Here is a 19,638-nt window from a genome sequence, read left to right as displayed (position 1 = left end):
CGGCGTTCCGGAGCCTCCCGGGAGAAGTCCGGTCGCTTCAGGAGCACCACCGCGTCGTCCGCCGGGACCAGGACCCGGGCGCCGCGCGGCACGCGGACCGGGTGGTCCTGCCGCCGCAGTCGCAGCCCAGCACCCTTGTCGAGCTGGAGACGGCCCTGGGCCTCGCCCCATCGCCGCAGCTCCGTGAGGAGGCAGCGCTCGGCACGCGCTGAGTCACCGTCGCCTCAGCGCGCCACCCCTTCCCCGTCTGCCGCACCTCCCCGGGAATCCCCTGCCATGAACACGTATGTCGTCACCAGTGCTCCGCCGAGCCCCGACACCGACCCGCACCTCGGCCGGTTGGCCGGCTCGTTCCTCGGCGCCGATGTGCTCACCCGTCATCTGCGCCAACGGGGCCACCAGGTGCGGTACGTCGGCTACTGCGACGAGCACTCCACCCGAGTGGCGTCCCGCGCCGCCAAGTCCGGCGTCACACCCCACGCCCTCGCCAGGGTCGTCGGCGACCGGATGGGGGACACCCTCACACTGGGCGCGATGCGCCCCGACTGGTTCACCCGGCCGCTCGCCGACTTCGCGCACGCCCATTGGGTGCGCCGGTTCTTCCTCGCCCTGTGGGAGGCGGGCGCGCTGGAAGTGCGGGAGTTCCCGGCCCTCCGCTGCGTTCCCTGCGACCGGTACCTGCACGAGGCCGATGTGCGCGGCAGTTGTCGGCACTGCGCGGCACCCGCCGACGGAGCGTGTTGCGGGTCCTGCGGACTCCCGCAGGACCCGGAGGGGCTCGTCGACCCGCGATGTACCGACTGCGGGGCGGTGCCCGACACCGTCGCCCAGCGCCGGATCGCCTTCCCGCTGGAGGGCTACCGCGAGCAGCTCGCCGCGTACCACGACAAGGCGTGGGGCGCGGCCGAGTGGCGGCCCCGGCCCCGCGCCTTCCTGGACCGGCTGATGGCCGCCGAACTGCCCGTCGTCCCGGTCAGCAGAGTGGCGGACCACGGCATCCCGGTGCCGCTGCCGGGATGGGAGGAGCACGTCCTCGACACGGGGTTCAGCGGCATCTGGGGGCTGGTCGCGGCCACCGAGCGGCTGGCCGAGGCGTACGGCGAGCGGAACGTGGCGCTGCCGCTGTGGGCCGACCCGGCGACCCGGATCGTCGCCTTCACCGGGGTCGACCAGATCTTCGCGCACGTCGCGCTGTGGCCCGCGCTGCTCCTCGCCGAGGGCACGCTGGGCCTGCCCGACCAGGTGGTGGTCAGCGAGACCGTCCAGCCGAGGAACGCGCAGTCGGGCGCCGTGTGGGACGGCGACTTCCTGCGCCGGACGAACGCCGACGCGCTGCGCTTCCACCTCTGCCTCACCGCCGCCGAGGGGGCGGAGAGCGAGTTCTCGCTGAGCGAGTACGCCGACACCGTCACCACCGTGCTGGCCGGCGGCCTGGAGACGTGGACCGACACCGTACTGGACCTGCTCGCCGAGGACTTCCGCCGCACCGTCCCCGCGGCCGTGCCGGCCGGCCCGATGACCATCGAGAGGCGCGACCTGACCCGGCGGATCGCGGACGCGCTCGGGACCGAGGCGTACTCGCCGCTGCGCGCCGCGGAGGACCTGGCCACCGCCGTGGAGAGGGCGCTGATCGACGTGCGCCGGCTGCGGTCGCTCCGTGAGGCCGGGCGGGGCCGGGAGTACGCGGCGGGGCTGACCGCCCACGTCGAGCTGCTCGCCGCGTTCACGGTGGCGGCAGCGCCGCTGATGCCCGGCTGGTCCGCTTTTCTCGCCGGGGAACTGGGCCTCGCCGTGGACCAGGAGTCCCGGCTGCCGGTCTGGGCCGACGAGGACGAGCGTCTCGTTCCGGCCGGGACGGTACTGCCGGAGGCGGTGCCGGTGTACTTCCACGAGCAGTGGTGAGGGAGAGCGTGGACGACCCGCGACGGCCCAAGGTCACCGCACCCGGCACGGGGTGCGGTGGCCTTGGGCCGTCGTGACGAGGTCAAGGACCTCCCCACCAGGGGACATTCCCCGTCAGGGGGTCATCCCCAGATGGGCTCGTTGTCGGGCGCGGTGGGCGCGGCGGGCGTGACCGAGGTGGTGGACGCGACCGGGCCGTCCTGCTGGTCTGCGACGGCGGACGTGCTGCCCAGGGCGACGAGGGCGAGGGCGGCGGCGGTGACAGTGGCGGCGACGGCGGCGCGAAGCATGCGGAATCCCTTATTCACTGGGTGACGAATCGTTACTGCCGGTGTTCCCCGGCGGAACCGATACTGCCGTCGGACCGCATGTGCCAACAGGTGGATCGCCTGGCACGAACCGCCCAGGCACAACCGTGTCACCCGGAGCCCCGGCGTCCGCACGTTGGACGCTCGTTGCAAGGCCGCGATTCGGTCCCTGACACTGCTTGTGGCGCGAATGAACAACGTCAACTGGGCTGCGCTGCCGGATAATGAGAGCTCCGTACAACTCGGGGCAGCGACCGCCGACGGCGCCGGTCCGTACCGCCCGCGGCAGCGCTGTGACTCGTGTGGGGGAACTGTCCACGTGCTGACTCCGTTCGGACTCACAGAAGGGGCCGACCGGCTCTACCGGTTCGTCCTCGCCCAGCCCGGGTGCGACACGGCGAAGGCCGCAGCGGAGTTCGGCGGCTCGGCGCAGGCGCTGGACGAGGCGCTCCAGGAGCTGACGCGGCTGGAACTGCTCGCTTCGGACGGGACGGACAGCGGCCAGCTGTACGTCGTGAACCCCAAGGCCGCCCTCGACACGCTGCTCGCGTTCCAGCAGGCCGAGATAGCCGAGCGGAACCGCACGCTGGCCCGCAGCCAGGCCGCCGCCGAGATGCTGCTCGCCCAGTACGCCGCGCAGCACGGGGGCGAGGAGGAGCCGGAGGTCGAGCACCTCCGCGGCGCCGAGGCGGTGCGGGCCCGGATGACCGACCTGGTGCCCACCATGCACAAGGAGTCCCTGGCCTTCGTGCCCGGCGGCGCCCAGGCCCCGGAGGTGCTGGCGGCGAGCGAGGTGACCAGCGCGGAGCCGCTGGCACGCGGCGTGCGGATGCGCTCGGTGTACCTGGACTCCATACGCAACGCCCCGGGCACCCTGGAGCACGCCCAGTGGCTCACCGAACGCGGCGCGGAGGTCCGTACCGTACCGGCGCTGCCCATGCGGCTGTGGATCAAGGACCAGGAGCTGGCGATGGTGCCGATCGACCCGGCCGACAGCGCGGCGGGCGCGGTACTGCTGCGCCAGCCCGGCGCGGTGGCGGCGTTCCTCGCGCTGTTCGAAGCGGTGTGGGCGTCGGCGGTCCCGTTCGGTGAGGCCCCCCGGCGCAGTCTGGAAGACCCCGGCTCGCAACCGCGCGAACTGCTGCGCCTGTTGGCGCAGGGGTACACGGACGAGGCCGCGGCCCGCCGCCTGGGCATATCCCTGCGCAGCGAACGGCGCCTGATATCGGAGCTCATGGAGAAACTGGACGCCCAGAGCCGCTTCCAACTGGGCCAGCGCGCGGTCGAGAACGGCTACATCTGAGCGCGGTCGGCTTCGCGCCCCCGACCCCCATCGCCCAGGCCCTCATCGCCCCGACCCTCCGCGCACCGCGAGGCCGGCCCCGGCCCGGACACGCCCCGCGCCGCGCCGCCCGGGAAGAACGGCCGCCGACGCGGCCGGCCCGGCCGCCCGCCCGGGTACCGCCCCCCTTCCGGTTCACGCCTCCGCAGGCGGAAGCCGTGCGCGGGACGTCCCGTCGCCGGATCGGCCGGTACCGGATGCCGTGAACGGCGGAGCCGTGTCCGGCGTGGACGTCCCGGACCACCGACCCCCGCCGCCGATCGTGCGGACGGCCCGGCGGGCGCCGGCCCGCAGGCGACGGCGCCCGGGCCGGGACCACGGTTGCGGCGGTGCCGGAGCCGGGAGGGCCGCCCTCCAGGGCGGTGGGCCCTCCAGGGCGGTGGGCCCTCCAGCGCGGTCGGCCCGACCAGGACGCGCGGTGCCGTGTCGTGCGGGACCTCGTGGAGCTCCGGCCCGCGCCTCGGGCGGAAGGGGGACGGTGCTCACTGCGCGCCGGCGGCTCCCCCCTCGTGGCCTCGATCGGGATGCCGGGCGCCGGGTGCCGAACGGGACAGGTGGGCGGCCAGTTGTTCGCGGGTGGTGGACGGGTCGGCCACGAGGGCGGCCAGGGTGTCGTCCGCCAAGGGGGTCGTCGCCACGGCGGGGCAGCGGTGGCAGGCGGCGGCGCCCGTCTGGTGCCACCACGTGCAGTGCGCCCGCAGGTGGCAGCGGGGGACCGGGGCGGGGTCCGGGGGCGACGGCAGGGCCAGCACGCGGTCGGCGAGGCCGCACTCCGCGCCGACGCGGTGGGCGCACTCGCTCACGCAGTGGGACGCGAACCGCAGGACCCGGGTGGGCGGCACGCCCTCCGGAAGGGTGCGGACGACCTCCGCCGCGGCGATCGGCTCCGCCAGGTAGGCGACCTGGCCGTCCGGCCCCGAACGCACGCCGAGGACCACGGATTCCGGGCGGTCGGGCGCACCGCTGGGACACCACCGGACGGCGGGTTCCTCCGCGCCCATCGTCAGCAGGGCCGCGTGCCGGTGCCGGACCGGGGGGCGAGGTAGCCCACCACGTTGCCCTCGGCGGCGACGCCGCCGCGGCCCGCCTCCTCCTCGACGGCCCGGCGGAGGCTCTCCGCGAGCTGTTCCGGGGTGGTGATCCGGCCAACGGCCGGGCGGTCCGCCGACGAGGCCGCCGGTGCCGGTGCCGGTGCCGGTGCCGGTGCCGCCGACGCCGTCGTCACGGAGGCCGCCGCCAGACCGGTGGCCAGGGCCGCAGCCGCCGCGGCGGAGCGCAAAGTGGACTTCTTCATCCTCAACTCCCTTAAGGGACAGCGGAATTCGAGCACACTCCACCGTGCCCGGTGACGTGCGTCACGGCAAGATCCCCGCCTCACTCCGCAGCCGCGAGCCCCGTCTTCGCCCCCGCCCCGCACAGCGGGACCACCGCCCCGCCCCGCGGCGGCTCCGCCATGACCGCCGCCCAGCACGCCGCACCGGTCGGCTCGACGAACAGACCGCGCCGCGCCAGGTCGAGCTGGGCGTCCCGGATCCGGTCGTCGGCCACCGTACGGAACGCGCCACCCGACTCCCGCACCGCCCGCAGGATCTGCCGGGCGCGCCGCGGGTGCGGGACGGCGATGCCCTCCGCCAGGGTCGGCGCGGGCGGTACGGGCTCCGCGTCCGCCGCTCCCGCCGCGAACGCCCGCGCCAGGGGCGCCACCGGCCCCGCCTGGACCGCCACCAGCGGCGGACGCCGCTCCACCAGCCCCGCCGCCAGCAGCTCGGCGGTCGCCAGGGCGGCGCCGAGCAGCAGCGTGCCGTTGCCGACCGGGACGACGAGCGTGTCGGGGAGGCGACCGCCCAGGTCCTCCCACAGCTCGTACACGTACGTCTTCGTGCCGTGCAGGAAGTACGGGTTGTCCGCGTGCGACGCGTAGAACACGCCCGGCGCGCCCGCCGCGGCGCGGGCCGCCCGCGCCGTCGCCTCCCGGCCGCCCGGGACGACTTCCAGCCGGGCCCCGTGCGCCCGGATCTGCTCCAGCTTCTTCGGTGAGGTGCCCTCCGGCACGTACACGGTGCAGTCCAGCCCCGCCCGCGCGCAGTACGCGGCGACCGCCGTGCCCGCGTTGCCGCTGCTGTCCGCGACGACCCGGTCCGGACCGAGCCGCCGGGCCAGTTCGACGAGGAGCGCGGCGCCCCGGTCCTTGAAGGACAGCGTCGGCATCAGGTAGTCGAGCTTGGCCGACACGGTGTCCGTGAGCCGGACGAGCGGGGTGCGGCCCTCGCCGAGCGAGACGTACGGGTCGGAGAGCGGCAGGGCCTCCTCGTAGCGCCACAGCGAGCCCACCCGGCCGGCCAGTGCGCCGAGCGGTACCGGAGAGGCGGTGAAGTCCAGGTCCCAGGGGCCGCCGCAGCGGGGGCAGCTCCAGGTCAGCGAAGAAACGGGGGTTCGCACTCCGCATTCCTGGCAGCTGTACCGAGCATCCTTCAGCATGCCGGCCAGCATGACAGTTGTGTGGCACACCTGTTAACGGCTGTTCAGCACCCTTGTGGGATTCCTATGGATCGGCCAACCTTTCGCGTGGCAGACCAAGGTGGGCGGCGCCGCGCACCCCGCGGCGTCCTCCGTCGTGCATGCGGATGACAGGGGTTGTCATGCACCTGCCGTAACATCCCCACAGCAGCGCACCACCGATGAGGAGGATCCCTCACATGCCCGTGATGCGTACGTCGCGACGCAGAGTCGCCGCAGTCGGTGCGACAGCCGTCGCCGCCCTCGCCCTCGGCACCCTCTCCGCCCACCCGGCCACCGCCGCCGGCTCCGCGCAGGAGGGCGTGATCCAGTACGCCGACGCCCCCAACGCCGTCCAGGGCAGCTACATCGTCACCCTCGACGAGTCCGCCGCCGACTCGGACGCCGCGTCCGGCAAGGCGGTCGCGGCGCGGTACGGCGCGAAGATCAAGAAGACGTACACCGCCGCGCTGAACGGCTACGCCGTGACGCTCTCCGAGGAGCAGGCGAAGAAGCTCGCCGCGGACCCGGCCGTCGACTCCGTCGTCCAGGACCGCGTCTTCACCATCAGCGGCACCCAGACGAACCCGACGTGGGGCCTCGACCGCATCGACCAGCGGAACCTGCCGCTCGACCGGAGCTACACGTACCCGGAGCCGGGCGGCGACGGCGTCACCGCCTACGTCATCGACACCGGCGTCCGCATCACCCACAGCGACTTCGGCGGCCGGGCCTCCTACGGCTACGACGCCGTCGACAACGACAACACCGCGCAGGACGGCCACGGCCACGGCACCCACGTCGCCGGCACCGTCGGCGGCACCACGTACGGCGTCGCCAAGAAGGCGAAGATCGTCGGCGTCCGCGTCCTCAACAACCAGGGCTCCGGCACCACCGCCCAGGTCGTCGCCGGCATCGACTGGGTGACCCGGAACGCGGTCAAGCCGGCCGTCGCCAACATGAGCCTCGGCGGCGGCGCGGACACCGCCCTCGACACCGCCGTGCGCAACTCCATCGCGTCCGGCGTCACTTACGCCGTCGCGGCCGGGAACGACAACAGCAACGCGTCGAACTACTCGCCCGCCCGCGTCGCCGAGGCGATCACGGTCGGCGCGACGACCAACTCCGACGCCCGCTCCAGCTTCTCCAACTACGGCAGCGTGCTGGACATCTTCGCGCCGGGCTCGTCGATCACGTCGGCGTGGAGCACCGGTGACACCGCCACCAGCACCATCTCCGGTACGTCGATGGCCTCCCCGCACGTGGCGGGCGCGGCCGCCCTGTACCTGGCCAACAACCGGTCCGCCACCCCGGCCCAGGTCTCCTCGGCGCTGACCTCCGCCGCCACCACCGGCGCGGTCACCAGCCCCGGCACCGGCTCCCCGAACCGCCTGCTGTACGTCGGTGACGGCGGCACCACGCCCCCGCCGCCCGGCTCCCGCTTCGAGAACACCGGCGACTACACGATCAGCGACCTCGCCACCGTCGAGTCGCCGGTCACCGTCACGGACGTCCCGGGCAACGCCCCGACCGGCCTGAAGGTCGAGGTCAACATCCAGCACACCTACATCGGTGACCTGCGCGTCGAGCTCGTCGCGCCGGACGGCACCGCCTACACGCTGAAGGACCACGGCACGGGCGGCAGCACCGACAACATCAACACCACGTACACCGTGAACGCCTCCTCCGAGGTCGCGAACGGCACGTGGAAGCTGCGGGTGAGCGACAACGCCCGCTACGACACGGGCAAGATCGACTCGTGGGCGCTGCAGTTCTGACGCTCCGCGGGACCTGATTCGACAAGGGCGGTCGCCGGTCCCGGCGGCCGCCCCTCCGCGTACCCGCCGCCCCCCGACCGGACGCGGCCACCGGCGACCGGACTCCGGCGGCGGGGCGCGGTCACCGGCGACCGGACGCGGGCACCGGCCACGGAGCGCGGTCACCGGCCGGGCGCGGCCACCGGCGACGGGACGCGGGCACCGGGCACCGGCACCGGACTCCGGCCGCGGGGGAGGCGGGCGGCGGGGCCGGTCCGCCCGGCGAACCGCCCCCGGGAGCAGCCCCGTTGCCACGGGCCGCCGCCCGCCGGCCCGGCAGACGGCCGCCGCCCGGCCTGCCCGGTTCGCCGGCCGCATTAGGACCCCTGCCCCGCACCGCGTACGATGCGCGCCGCTCATACGTTTGTTCGTTCCGCCCCCGACAGGAGCACCGTACCCGTGTCATCGTCCCCGCAGGGCTGGCCCGCGCCGCAGCAGCCCTACCCGCCGGTGCCCCCGCCGCCCGGGGCGCCGTACCCCCCGGCCGCCACCAACGGTCTGGCCATCGCCTCCCTCGTCACCGGCATCGTCTGCCTCGTGCCGCCGCTCGGCCTGGTCCTCGGCGCGGTCGCGCTGGGCCAGATCAAGCGCAAGGGCCAGCGCGGCAAGGGCCTCGCGATATCCGGCATGATCCTGTCGCTGGTCAGCACGCTGCTCGTCGCGGCCGGTTTCGCCCTGGGCGGCTTCAAGGAGTTCGCGGACGGCGTCCGCGAGGTGAAGGAGGACGTCGCCAGTACCAACTCCGCGTTCAGCCTCCGCACCGGCGACTGCTTCAACCAGCCCGGCGGGACGGCCGACCAGCAGGAGGTCGAGACGGTCAAGAGCGTCGACTGCGCCAAGCCGCACGACGCCGAGGTGACCGGCACCTTCCAACTGGCCGGCAGCGCGTACCCGGGCGTCCCGGCGATCGAGAAGCAGGCCGAGGAGCGCTGCCTCAAGATCAGCGATCAGTACGCGCTCGACTCCTGGGCGGTGCCGGAGAACGCGGTGACGTTCTACTACCACCCCACCGAGGACAGTTGGCGGCAGATCAAGGACCGCACGGTGACGTGCGCGTTCGCCGCCGAGAAGGGCAAGCTGACCGGCTCGCTGCGCGCGGACGCCGCCACGCTGGACGCCGACCAGGTGGCGTACCTCAAGGCGATGAACGCCCTCGACGCCGTGCTCGTCACGGAGCCCGAGGGCGACCCGGAGACCGCCCTCGACGCCAACGTCACCTGGGCCGGTTCGGTCGAGAAGGCCCTCGGCGGCTCGATCGCCCAGTTGAAGGGCCACACCTTTCCCGGCGCCTCCGCCCAGCCCGTCGCGGAGGTCGTGAAGGAGCTGGAGAAGGCGCGCGGGCACTGGGCGAAGGCCGCGAAGGCCCCCGACGCCGACACCTTCTGGATCCACTACGAGCCCGGTTACGACGCCCTGCCGCTCGACCTGGGCAAGGACGCGCGCGCCGCGCTGAAGCTCTCCACCAAGGCGCCGGCCGAGCCGACCGACTGACACGGCCGTAGGCAAAGGGTGCTCCGGGGCGCACGACGGCCGCCGTCGTGCGCCCCGCCCGTGGCGGGCCCGAGGTGCCCCGCCAAACAGCAGGCATCACTTCGAGTGAAGCCCTGGCCCATGCTTGCGGAGGGAACTCCCGGTTGTCAGGCTGTCGCTGTCCGTCAACCTGATGGGAGTGGCCCGTGACATTCGGCGAGCAGCCCGCCTATCTGCGCGTGGCGAGCGATCTCCGGCAGAAGATCGTCAACGGCTCGCTGCCCCCGCACACCCGGCTGCCCTCCCAGGCGCGCATCCGCGAGGAGTACGGCGTCTCGGACACCGTCGCGCTGGAGGCGCGCAAGGTCCTGATGGCCGAGGGCCTGGTCGAGGGCCGCTCCGGATCCGGTACGTACGTGCGGGAGCGCCCCGTGCCGCGCCGGATCGCCCGCTCCGGGTACCGCCCGGCGCACGGGTCGGTCGACCCGTTCCGCCAGGAGCAGACCGCCGAGGGCGCGCGGGGCACGTGGGAGTCCAACAGCGAGCAGGAGCGGGCGCCTGCGCCGGTCGCCGCCCGGTTGGACATCGCGCCCGGCGACCCGGTGATGCGCACGCGGTACGTCTTCCGGGACGGCGGCGAACCGATGATGCTCTCCACGTCCTGGGAGCCCCTCGCCATCACCGGGCGCACGCCCGTCATGCTCCCCGAGGAGGGGCCGATGGGCGGTTGCGGGGTCGTCGAGCGCATGGCCGCGATCGACGTCGTCGTGGACAACGTGGTGGAGGAGGTGGGCGCGCGCCCCGGCCTCGCGGAGGAACTGCTGGCGCTGGGGGGAGTGCCGGGGCACGTGGTGATCGTCGTGGAACGCACGTACTTCGCGTCGGGACGGGCGGTGGAGACGGCCGACATCGTCGTCCCCGCCGACCGCTACCGCGTCGCGTACCACCTGCCGGTGCGCTGAGCGCGGAGGGCCCGAGGGGGCGGAGGGCGGCGCTGGTTCGCGGTGGTTCGTGGGGGCGTACTCGGACGAGTGCGCCCCCTCTTCCTGTGGGATTCCTGGCCGGATCCGTATCTCTTTGTGCAAATGCGTATCCGCTGAGTGAAGGTCAGGCGTAAGCTCAGGCATATGCGGATTGCGGTTTCGGCGGAATCCATCGACACAGGCGACCGGGCGGGGGTAACGGCGTAATGCCCGACAGCGGTACGACTCTTCTCTGGCAGGTCATCCGGCAGGACGGCAACGGCAACCACTACCGGGTCGGCCAGTACGCGACGCGGGACGAGGCGCAGAAGGTCGCCGACAGCCTCGACGCGCGCGGCCACCGGCAGCTCTACTGGGTGGAGCGGATCGGGGAGCCGGCGCACTGACCCCCGCGGGCGGATACGCTCCGGCGCATGACGGATCGTGTGGTGGTCGCCGGAGCCGTGTACGACCGGGGGCGGCTGCTCGCCGCGCGCCGCAGCGCGCCGCCCGAGCTGGCCGGCCGCTGGGAGCTGCCCGGCGGCAAGGTGGAGCCGGGCGAGGGCCCGCGTGAGGCCCTCGTGCGCGAGCTGCGCGAGGAACTGGGCATCGAGGCGGAACCGGGGAAACGCGTTCCGGGTGCCTGGCCGCTCGGACGCGGCTACGTGCTGCACGTGTGGACGGCCCGTGTGCTCTCCGGTGAGCCCCGGCCCCTCCAGGACCACGACGAACTGCGCTGGCTGACCCGCGCCGAATGGGACACCGTCGACTGGCTGGAACAGGACGTCCCCGCCGTCGTCGAAGCCCTCCGCCACCTCCCCGCCGCGGACACCGACCCCCCGCGCCCCTGACCGTGGCCCCTGCGCGCCCCTGACGGCAGCCCCCGGTGCCCCCTGATCCCGGCCGCCCGCGGCGCGCGGTCCGCCCGGCGGCGCGCGGTCCGCCTCGCGGCGCGGCGTCCCGAACGTCGGTTATGTGACGCTTTGCCCCTGGAATCGGGTGCGGGCTCTTGCAATCGGATGCGGGGCTCTCTTCTTGGTTCCCCTGGCCTCCTCGGTCCGGGGGAGGGGAAGTGATCGGCGTGGGCGACACCGGTGGCGCGTGCGCCCGGTGGACCCTCCCCGGACGACTCGACCCCGTGCGCACGGCCCGCCGCGCCCTCCGTGACACCCTGCGCGACCGGCGGTTCGGCGCACCCCCCGGTGGCATCGCCGTCCTCCTCGTCGGCGGGCTCGTGACCGATTCCCTGCGGCACGCCCACGGCTCCGTCTGCCTGCGCGTCAGTAGCCTCCCTGCGTCCCACGACCCCCTCCCGTCCCACCCCGCCCTCCTCGTCGAGGTCTCCGATCCGGTTCCGGATCCGCCCCGCGCCCGCCCCGCCAACCCCGGCGACGAGGGGGGACGCGGGCTCCGGCCCGCCGCCCGCTCCCCCTGCCATCGGGGTACGAAGAAGAGCCGGAGGGGCAAGACCGTGTGGTTCGAGCCGTGCCTGCCGGGTTAGAAGAGGTAAGGGACAACGATCACTCCGGGGCCGGCTCAAAACGAACGAGACCACCCTGTGATCGTGAACGGCGTGCCGACGGGGGCCGTAGTGCTGAATACTGCGGGAATGGCCGGTCCGGTGCGGTGAGCTGGAGGGGACGGTCGCGTGAGCGAGATACCTGGGACGGCGGACGGCGTCGTGTGGCAGAGCAACCCACCCGGTTCGATCTACGACTACATCGGAGTGGCGTCGTTCTCCATCGGCCCCGACGGGCTCGTCGACCAGTGGAGCCTGCGCGCCGCCGAGATGTTCGGCATCCCTGCCGAAGAGGTCAGGGGCATGGACCCCGTCGAGGTTTTCATCCCCGCCGAGCTGCGGTCGCGCGGCCACCGCAAGGTCGCCGAGATCCTCGACGGCAAGGAGTGGACGGGCCTCGTCCCCTTCCGCGTGCCCGGGGAACGACGCGTGCGCGGCCTCGCCGAGGTGTACGTCATGCCGAGCGAGACCGAGTACGGCGAACGCGGTGCCGTATGCATCGCCGTGGACGTACGTGCCCTACGCCGCATCGAGACCGACTTGGCTTCCTCACAGGCGATATTCGGCCAATCTCCGTTCGGCTTCCTCCTCTTCGGTACGGACCTGACGGTCCAGCGCGCCAACCAGCGCTTCGCCACCGTCTTCGGCGGCACCGCCGAGGACCACCGCGGCCGCACCGTCCACGACTACCTCTCCCGCCCCGAGGCCGACCGGATGACCGCCGCGCTCCGCCGCGTCCTGGAGACCGGCGAGGCCGTCACCGACCTGGAGATCGTCGGCACCGCCCCCGGCTCCACCGACCGCCGCCACTGGTCCGTCAACCTCTACCGCGTGCACAGCGGCTCCGGCCGCCCCATCGGCGTCGCCGGGCTCAGCACCGACGTGACCCGCCGCCACAACGCCGCCCGAGAGGCCGCCAGCGCCCGCCGCAACCTCGCCCTCCTCAACGAGGCGACCGCCCGCATCGGCACGTCCCTGGACCTGGAGACCACCGCCCGCGAACTCCTCGACGTCGCCGTCCCCGGCTTCTGCGACCTGGCCGCCGTCGACCTCTACCAGGGCCTCCTCAGCGGCGACGAGGCCCCGCCCGGTCAGGCGGGCGGGCGCACCGCCCAGCTCCGCCGCGTCGCCTTCGCCAGCGCCGTCTCCGACGCGCCGCCCCTCGTCGGCCCGTCCCCCGCCGCCCCCGACTGCTGCGAGACCGGGCCCACCCTCGTCGGATCCGTCCACCGCTTCCCGTTCCACTCGCCCTGCGCCACGGCCCTGCGCACCGGCCGCCCCGTCCTCGTCCCCGCCGGTGACGGCGGCCTCGTCCACTCCACCCTCGCCGTGCCGATGGTCGCCCACGACACCGTCGTCGGACTCGTCCAGTTCTCCCGTACGAAGGGCAGCGAACCGTTCGGCGAACGCGACCGGGCCCTCGCCGTCGAGCTCGCCGCCCGGGCCGCCGTCTGCATCGACAACGCCCGCCTCTACCGCCGTGAACACGAGCGCGCCCTGATCCTCCAGCGCAGCCTCCTCCCGCCCGGCGACCCGGAGGCCGCCGGACTGGACATCGCCTGCCGCTACCTCCCCGGCAACGCCGCCACCGAGGTCGGCGGCGACTGGTTCGACGTCATCGACCTGCCCGGCCACCGCACCGCCCTCGTCGTCGGCGACGTCATGGGCCGCGGCCTGCGCGCCGCCGTCGCCATGGGCGAACTCCGCACCGCCGTACGGACCCTGGCCCAGCTCGACCTCGAACCGGCCGAGGTCCTCTCCCACCTGGACGAGATCGCCCGCGGCCTCGGCGCGCCCATCGGCGCCCAGTCGTCGCGCGCGGCCCACAAGCCGCGCGGCCCCGAACTGTCCGAGGTGTACCTCGCGACCTGCGTGTACGCCGTGTACGACGCCGTCACCCGGCGCTGCACGTTCGCCAACGCCGGGCACCTGCCGCCCGTGCTGGTCGCGCCCGGCGAGGAGGCGCGGCTGCTCGACGTACCGCCGGGCATGCCGCTCGGCGTCGGCGGGGAGCCGTTCGAGGAGGTCGAGGTCGAGCTGCCCGAGGGCGCGCTGCTGTCCCTCTACACCGACGGGCTCGTCGAGTCCCGCAACCACCCCCTGGACGAGGGCCTCCAGGCGCTCCGGCAGGCCCTCACCGGACCCGAGCGTCCCCTGGAGGACGCGTGCGACCACGTCCTGGGCACCCTCGACACCCGCCACGGCCAGGACGACATCGCGCTGCTGATGGCCCGGGTCCGCGGACTGCCCGCCGAGGCGGTCGGCGACTGGCGGCTGCCGCGCGAGCCCCGGTCCGTGGGGCGCGCCCGGGAACTGGCCCGCGCCCAGCTCACCGCCTGGGAGCTGGAACCGCTGATCGACACCGTCGAACTGCTCGTCAGCGAACTCGTCACCAACGCCCTGCGCTACGGCGAGGGCGAGATCAGACTGCGGCTGCTGCGCGACCGCACGCTCGTGTGCGAGGTGTGGGACGCGGGCCTCGTCCAGCCCCGCCGCCGCCGCGCCCGCGACACCGACGAGGGCGGCCGGGGGCTCCAGCTCGTCGGCCTGCTCAGCGCCGGCTGGGGCTCGCGGCGGACGCCCCGCGGCAAGACGGTCTGGTTCGAACTGGCCCTCCCCGACGGAAGGGCGGCGGCGGAACCGACGGTGGACCAACTGCTGAGCATGTTCTGACGGCTCGGGCCCTGACGGCACGGACCTCCACGGCTCGGGTCCTGACGGCGCGGACCCCGACGGCGCGGGGAGCGGCCCCTGCGGACCGCGCGGGCGGGAAGAGGGGCGCGCCCGATGCGCTGACCTCGGAACCGCTCGCCCTCGTCCCTCTCCACGCGTGTGGTGCGCGGCGCCGCTGTCCCGGGCCCCATCCGTCGCGGGAGACCCCTCTCCGCGCGCGTGGCGCGGGCGGACGAGAGCGGTCCCCGCGAAGCCCAGGGGCACCCGCGCACGGTGCGCGGGAACGAGCCTGCGCGTGCGCGGGGTGCCGCGAGCGCCCCTCCACGCGCGCGTGGCGCGCGGCCCGTCGCCGCGCCCGCCCTGTCCGAACGGGCCCGCCCCGTCACGCGCACGCGCGCGGCGCGCGGGTGCGGGACCCGCCGTGCGTGCCGTCAGAGGCGCCCCCCGCCGCCGAGCCGGCCCCGCGTCCCCCCGCCGCCGAAGCTCGCCGGACCACCCGCGACCCCGCCCGGTGCCTCGCCCGACCCCCCGCCCGGGAGGCCGCCCAGCAGGATCCCGCCCAGCACGGCGCCTCCCCGGCCGCCGGGGTCACCCGGCTCCCCGCCGGGGGCGCCGCGCAGCCGTACGTCCTGCTCGGCCAGCTCCTGAGCCTGCCGGGCCAGCGCGTCCGCCCGCTGCGCCTGTGCCAGCGCGGCGCGCGGGTCCGTGCCCGTACCGGCGCCGGCCGCCGCCAGGAGCCGCCGGGCCTCCGCGAGCCGGGTGCGGGCCCCACAGGCCACGGCGCCCCGGTGCGTCGCCACGTAGTCCTCCGCGGCGCCCACCGACGACCGGGCGGTCAGCAGCGCCTGGTCCAGGAAGGCGCGGGCCCGCCGCGCGCCGTCCGCCCGCTCCAGCACCTCGTCCAGCGCCGCGTGGGCCTCCCCGGTGCGGCGCAGCGCGTCGACGGGGTCGTACCGGCCCGCCTCCACCACGCGCCGCACGTCCCGCACGGCGGCCTCCAACCGCGCCACCCGCCCCCGCAGCCCGGCCCTCGGCACCCCGCCGGACGTGCCCCCCAGGGCCCCGCGCGCCTCCGCGAGGTCCGCCTCTGCCTCCGTGAGCGCCCCCGGCAGCCTCCCGGCGGCCTCCGCCAGCTCCACGGCCCGCCGGTCCACGGCGTCGATCAGCCGGGCGGCCTGCCCGACGGCCCCCTCGGCGGCCCGCAGGTACGGGGCGGCGGACGGCGGGGATCCGGTCCCCGCCGCCGCACGGGCCTCCAGGGCCTCCCGGGCCCGGGCCAGGTTCGCCGCCGCGAAGGCGAGACGGGCCCCGGCCTGGGCGGGCGCCGTGGCGACGGGGGCCGCCGCCGTGCCCGTGTAGTGGGCGCGCATCGCCGTGAGCGTCGCCCCCGCCGTCGTCAGGCGGCCCTCCAGGTCCCGGTGCGCGGCCTTTGCCGCCGCCAGGGCCTCCGGGGCCGTGCGCTCCAGGTCGCGCAGCTCGTCGAAGGCCGCCGACTCCTCGTCGAGGCGCCGCTCCGCGTCCGCGCACAGGGTGGTGATCTCCTCCAGCACCGCCCGCCGCGTCACCTCGTCCCCCGCCTCCGCGTCGTCGAGCCGCTGCCGCAGCCGGAACGCCGCCGCCAACCGGCCCCGCGCGTACGCGACCGCCTCGGTGAACGGCTTCGCCGCGGCCTCGCCGAACCGCGCCACCGCGACCTCCAGCTCCTCCTGGCTCGTCCGCACCGCGTCGTCCGCCTCCACCAGCGCCCGCGCCGCCCGCCCGTCCAGCTCCGCGGCCCGGGGCACGGGCACCCCGCCGTGCGGCGTCGTCCGCGTCCGGGTCCGCCGGCGCCGGCTCGCGTACGCGTACCCGGCCATCGCCAGCGCCCCGGCGACCAGGGCCGCCGGGACGGCCAGCTCCGCGCCGGGCCCCCCGCCGTTCCCCGGGTCGGGCGCGCCCGAGAGGACCGTCGGCACGGGTGCGGACCGCCCCGCGGGCACCGCGCCGTACCCCTCGGCGGCGCCGCTCGCGGCCCCCGCCCGGTCGTGGCCCCCCGTCCGACCGCCGCCCCCCGTCCGGTCGTCGGCGCGCGGTGCGGACCCCACGGCGGTGTGCGCCGCCCCGTCGGGCCGGTCCTGCGGCGGCCGGCCCGCGGCGTCGCCCACGCGCGCGTACCGCCGTTCCCGCGCCGCCGCGAGCAGCACGTCGCCGGTGCCGGGGGCGCCCGCCCGGTCGGTGATCCGGCCCCGCCGGTCCAGCGGGCCCGGCTCCTCCGCGCGCCCGCCCGGGGCCGCGGGCCCCACCAGCAGGCACACCGCCATCGGAAGTCCGGCGAGGAGGGCCGTGAGGGGCCGGGGCGCTCTGCGCGTCACAGGAGTGAGGTTAGGCCGGAGGCCGGGCCTCCGCGACCGGGCGAACAAGCCGCCCCGGGCCGCGGCCGTGCCGGGCGGCCCGGCACCGCGCCGGGGTGGCGTCCGACGGGCTCCGGGGCCGCCCCGGAGCCCGTCCCCGGCCGGGCCCGTTGCGCCGCCCGGGTGGGCTTTCGGAGCGGCCCCGCCGTGTCGCCGCCGGCCCGCCTGCCCCCTCCTCTTCAGTAGACGGGCAATAGGTGTGATCATCCCTAAATTCAAAAACCGGACGAAGAGGTACAAGCCATGTCCCAGGTCGGCGTCCGCGCACTTCGGTCCGCCGCGCTCCTCACCAGCGGGGCGCTCGCCGTATCCGTACTCGCCGGCTGCAGCTCCGGGGACGAGGAGAACACCGGCCGGGCCGTCCCCGCGGACATCGCGGCCGCGCCCCGCTCCGAGGTCGCGGACGGCGGCACCCTGCGCTGGGCGGTCGACGCGCTGCCCGCCACCCTCAACACCTTCCAGGCCGACGCCGACGCCGCCACCGCCCGGGTCGCCGGGGCCGTGCTGCCCGCCCTCTTCACCCTCGACGAACGCGGCCGGCCGCAGCCCAACCCGGACTACCTGGAGTCCGCCGAGATCATCGAGCGCGAACCCAAGCAGGTCGTCCGGTACAAGCTCCACCAGCAGGCCGTGTGGAGCGACGGCCGCGAGATCGGCGCCTCCGACTTCGTCGCCCAGTGGCGGGCCCTGCGCGGTCGTGACAGCGCGTACTGGACGGCGCGCAACGCCGGGTACGAGCGCATCGAGAAGATCGAGCGCGGCGCCGACGACCTGGAGGTCCGGGTCACCTTCGGCAAGCCCTACGCCGACTGGAAGTCGCTGTTCACCCCGCTGTACCCGAAGGAGGTCACCGGGTCGCCGAGCACCTTCAACGACGGCGCCCGCACCAGGCTGCCGCGGACCGCGGGGCCGTTCCGGCTGAAGGCGGTCGACACGAAGGCCGGCACCCTCACCCTCGTCCGCGACCCGCGCTGGTGGGGCGAGCCCGCGAAGCTCGACAGCCTCGTCCTGCGCGCCGTCCCGCGCGGCCGCCGGGCCGAGGCGCTCCTCGCGAACGCCGTCGACATCGCCGAGGTCGACGCGGCCGTCGCCGCCCGCGTCACCCGCGCCGGGGGAGAGGGCCGCCCGGGCGCCGGGGGCCGACCCGCCGCGGACGGACCCGACACCGCCAAGGCGCCCTCCGCCGCCCTGGAGTCCTGGGCCGCCGCGTACGGCTCCGACGAGGCGAAGGCCGCCGCCGCGCGCGCCGCGCGCCTCCGCGACCAGCGGGCCGCCGCCGCGTACGAGACCGAGCGGCGGGCCCTGAGCGGCTACGTCGTCCGCAAGACCCTGGAGCCCGCGTTCACCCAGCTCGCCCTGAACGGCGAGTCCGGGCCGCTCGCCGACGAGCGGGTGCGCCGCGCGGTCGCCCGCGCCCTGGACCGCCGCGAGCTGGCCGAAACCGTACTGGCCCCTTTGGGGCTGCCGGCGGAACCGGTGGGCTCCCACCTGGCGCTGGCCGGGCAGGACGCGTACGCCGACAGCAGCGGCGCCCTGGGCGGCCAGGACACCGAGGAGGCCCTCGCCCTGCTCGCCGACGCGGGCTGGACGAAGGCGGGCGCCCGCGCGAGCGCCGCGCCGACGAAGGGCGCCAAGGCGGGGGCGGAGGCGTCGGGGACCCCGTCGAAGGGCGCTTCGCCCGCCGCCGCGCCCGAGCGGCCCCCGGGCGCGGCGACCGGGGCGAAGACGGTGGACCTGCCGTCCGACGACGGCCTGTACATCGTCGGCGACGAGAAGCCGTCCGACGGCGGCGGGCCCGGCACGCACGTCCTCGCGCCCGCGCCGGCCGCGGCCGTCCACAGCAGGCTCGTCCTCGGCCAGGCCCGCGCCGTCACGGCCGCCCTCGCCGACGAGGAGACCGGCACCGACGAGACCGGCACCGACGACGAGACCGGCAGCGGGGACGCCGAGGAGGCCGGGGAGCCGCGGGACGCCTCCGGCACCGAGCGCCCCAAGGCCAAGGGCGGTGCCCCCGGCGCGTACGCCCCCGTCGGCACCGCCGCCCCCGCCGCCCCCGCCGCCCCGTCCGGGAAGCCCGGCGCCGCGGGACCCGCCGGCCCCCTCGGCAAGGACGGCCGGCCGCTGGCCCTCCGCTTCGTCCTGCCCTCCGGCCCCGGCTCCGAGTCGCTGCGGACGGTCGGCGAGAAGATCGCGGCGATGCTGGACCGCGTCGGCGTGCGCACCGAGATCAGCAAGGTCCCGGACGAGAGCTTCTTCAAGGACCACATCGCCTCCGGCGACTACGACCTCGCCCTCTACTCCTGGCCCGGCACCGCCTTCCCCGCCACGGACGGCCGGCCCATCTACGCCAAGCCGGAGCCGGCCACGGACGGCTCGCTGCTGGTGGAGCAGAACTACACGCGCGTGGGCACCGACCACATCGACCAGCTCTTCGAGCAGGCCGCCGCCGAGCTGGACGAGAAGGCCGCCCGCGACCTGGTGCGCCGCGCCGACGCCCGCATCTGGGCCGCCGCCGGGTCGATCCCCCTCTTCCAGCGGCCCGAGCTCGTCGCCGTCAGGAAGAACGTCGTCAACGCGGGCGCCTTCGGCTTCACGACCCCCCGCTACGAGAACATCGGGTTCGCGGCGCCGAAGAAGAAGTGAAGCCGTAGCGAACAAGCTCAAGAACCGCTCAGATCCGTTGCCCGCCGGGCCTCCCGGCGGGCACGATCATGCCCGGGAGGCCGAGTGTGCGGCAGCCCCGTACCATGGACAGAGCC

At 75.3% G+C, this 19,638-nt stretch carries 16 protein-coding genes; 11 read left to right on the top strand and 5 right to left on the bottom strand.

Annotation, left to right across the window (positions count from 1 at the left end):
- Both RND61_RS27030 and RND61_RS27025 read left to right on the top strand, forming a co-directional pair.
- Window positions 1–212, top strand: a 212-nt coding sequence (locus RND61_RS27030) for a hypothetical protein (protein ID WP_315880731.1), incomplete at its 5' end; no start/stop codon positions are given.
- A 64-nt stretch (window positions 213–276) separates the two neighbouring features.
- Complete coding sequence (locus RND61_RS27025) at window positions 277–1,902, top strand: class I tRNA ligase family protein (RefSeq protein WP_315880730.1); 1,626 nt, start codon at window positions 277–279, stop codon at window positions 1,900–1,902.
- Between the two features lie 122 nt (window positions 1,903–2,024).
- On the opposite strand, the gene RND61_RS27020 is transcribed toward RND61_RS27025, so the two are convergent.
- The gene (locus RND61_RS27020; protein WP_315880729.1) at window positions 2,025–2,192 is read right to left on the bottom strand and encodes a hypothetical protein; all 168 of its coding nucleotides are present in this window, start codon (window positions 2,190–2,192) and stop codon (window positions 2,025–2,027) included.
- A gap of 337 nt (window positions 2,193–2,529) precedes the next feature.
- On the opposite strand from RND61_RS27020, the gene RND61_RS27015 reads away from it, so the two are divergent.
- Complete coding sequence (locus tag RND61_RS27015; RefSeq protein WP_315880728.1) at window positions 2,530–3,513, top strand: helix-turn-helix transcriptional regulator; 984 nt, start codon at window positions 2,530–2,532, stop codon at window positions 3,511–3,513.
- 521 nt (window positions 3,514–4,034) lie between these two features.
- On the opposite strand, the gene RND61_RS27010 is transcribed toward RND61_RS27015, so the two are convergent.
- From RND61_RS27010 to RND61_RS27000, 3 genes are all read right to left on the bottom strand, one after another.
- On the bottom strand, window positions 4,035–4,478 hold the full coding sequence (locus tag RND61_RS27010; protein WP_315880727.1) for a hypothetical protein: 444 nt from the start codon (window positions 4,476–4,478) through the stop codon (window positions 4,035–4,037).
- 77 nt (window positions 4,479–4,555) lie between these two features.
- Entirely contained in the window at window positions 4,556–4,846 is a 291-nt protein-coding gene (locus tag RND61_RS27005) for a hypothetical protein (RefSeq protein WP_315880726.1), read from the bottom strand.
- An 80-nt stretch (window positions 4,847–4,926) separates the two neighbouring features.
- Complete coding sequence (locus tag RND61_RS27000) at window positions 4,927–6,042, bottom strand: pyridoxal-phosphate dependent enzyme (RefSeq protein ID WP_391654222.1); 1,116 nt, start codon at window positions 6,040–6,042, stop codon at window positions 4,927–4,929.
- A gap of 206 nt (window positions 6,043–6,248) precedes the next feature.
- On the opposite strand from RND61_RS27000, the gene RND61_RS26995 reads away from it, so the two are divergent.
- The 7 genes from RND61_RS26995 to RND61_RS26965 all read left to right on the top strand — a co-directional run bounded on the left by RND61_RS26995 (window position 6,249) and on the right by RND61_RS26965 (window position 14,489).
- Window positions 6,249–7,826: a S8 family peptidase gene (locus tag RND61_RS26995; RefSeq protein WP_315880724.1), complete on the top strand. Its 1,578-nt coding sequence runs from the start codon at window positions 6,249–6,251 to the stop codon at window positions 7,824–7,826.
- 438 nt (window positions 7,827–8,264) lie between these two features.
- Window positions 8,265–9,356 (top strand): DUF4190 domain-containing protein, encoded by a 1,092-nt coding sequence (locus RND61_RS26990; protein ID WP_315880723.1) that lies wholly within the window; start codon window positions 8,265–8,267, stop codon window positions 9,354–9,356.
- Window positions 9,357–9,541: 185 nt separating this feature from the next.
- Window positions 9,542–10,297 carry a GntR family transcriptional regulator gene (locus RND61_RS26985; RefSeq protein WP_315880722.1) on the top strand — a complete coding sequence of 252 codons (756 nt, stop codon included), beginning with the start codon at window positions 9,542–9,544 and terminating at the stop codon, window positions 10,295–10,297.
- A 227-nt stretch (window positions 10,298–10,524) separates the two neighbouring features.
- Window positions 10,525–10,704 carry an SPOR domain-containing protein gene (locus tag RND61_RS26980; protein WP_315880721.1) on the top strand — a complete coding sequence of 60 codons (180 nt, stop codon included), beginning with the start codon at window positions 10,525–10,527 and terminating at the stop codon, window positions 10,702–10,704.
- Between the two features lie 27 nt (window positions 10,705–10,731).
- Window positions 10,732–11,148, top strand: a complete 417-nt coding sequence (locus RND61_RS26975; protein ID WP_315880720.1) for a (deoxy)nucleoside triphosphate pyrophosphohydrolase — start codon at window positions 10,732–10,734, stop codon at window positions 11,146–11,148.
- A 221-nt stretch (window positions 11,149–11,369) separates the two neighbouring features.
- Entirely contained in the window at window positions 11,370–11,798 is a 429-nt protein-coding gene (locus RND61_RS26970; protein WP_315880719.1) for an ATP-binding protein, read from the top strand.
- 147 nt (window positions 11,799–11,945) lie between these two features.
- Window positions 11,946–14,489: a SpoIIE family protein phosphatase gene (locus RND61_RS26965; protein ID WP_315880718.1), complete on the top strand. Its 2,544-nt coding sequence runs from the start codon at window positions 11,946–11,948 to the stop codon at window positions 14,487–14,489.
- Window positions 14,490–14,920: 431 nt separating this feature from the next.
- Here the strand turns inward: RND61_RS26965 and RND61_RS26960 are convergent, their stop codons facing one another.
- Window positions 14,921–16,789 carry a TPM domain-containing protein gene (locus RND61_RS26960; RefSeq protein WP_391654229.1) on the bottom strand — a complete coding sequence of 623 codons (1,869 nt, stop codon included), beginning with the start codon at window positions 16,787–16,789 and terminating at the stop codon, window positions 14,921–14,923.
- Between the two features lie 333 nt (window positions 16,790–17,122).
- Between RND61_RS26960 and RND61_RS26955 the strand changes: the two genes are divergently transcribed.
- Window positions 17,123–19,522: an ABC transporter family substrate-binding protein gene (locus tag RND61_RS26955; RefSeq protein WP_315880716.1), complete on the top strand. Its 2,400-nt coding sequence runs from the start codon at window positions 17,123–17,125 to the stop codon at window positions 19,520–19,522.
- Window positions 19,523–19,638: the final 116 nt, after the last annotated feature.

This window comes from Streptomyces tamarix (genome assembly GCF_032423885.1).
GTDB lineage: Bacteria > Actinomycetota > Actinomycetes > Streptomycetales > Streptomycetaceae > Streptomyces > Streptomyces tamarix.
The sequence above is the reverse complement of the archived record's forward strand: the minus strand, read 5'-3'. Positions and strand labels throughout refer to the sequence as shown.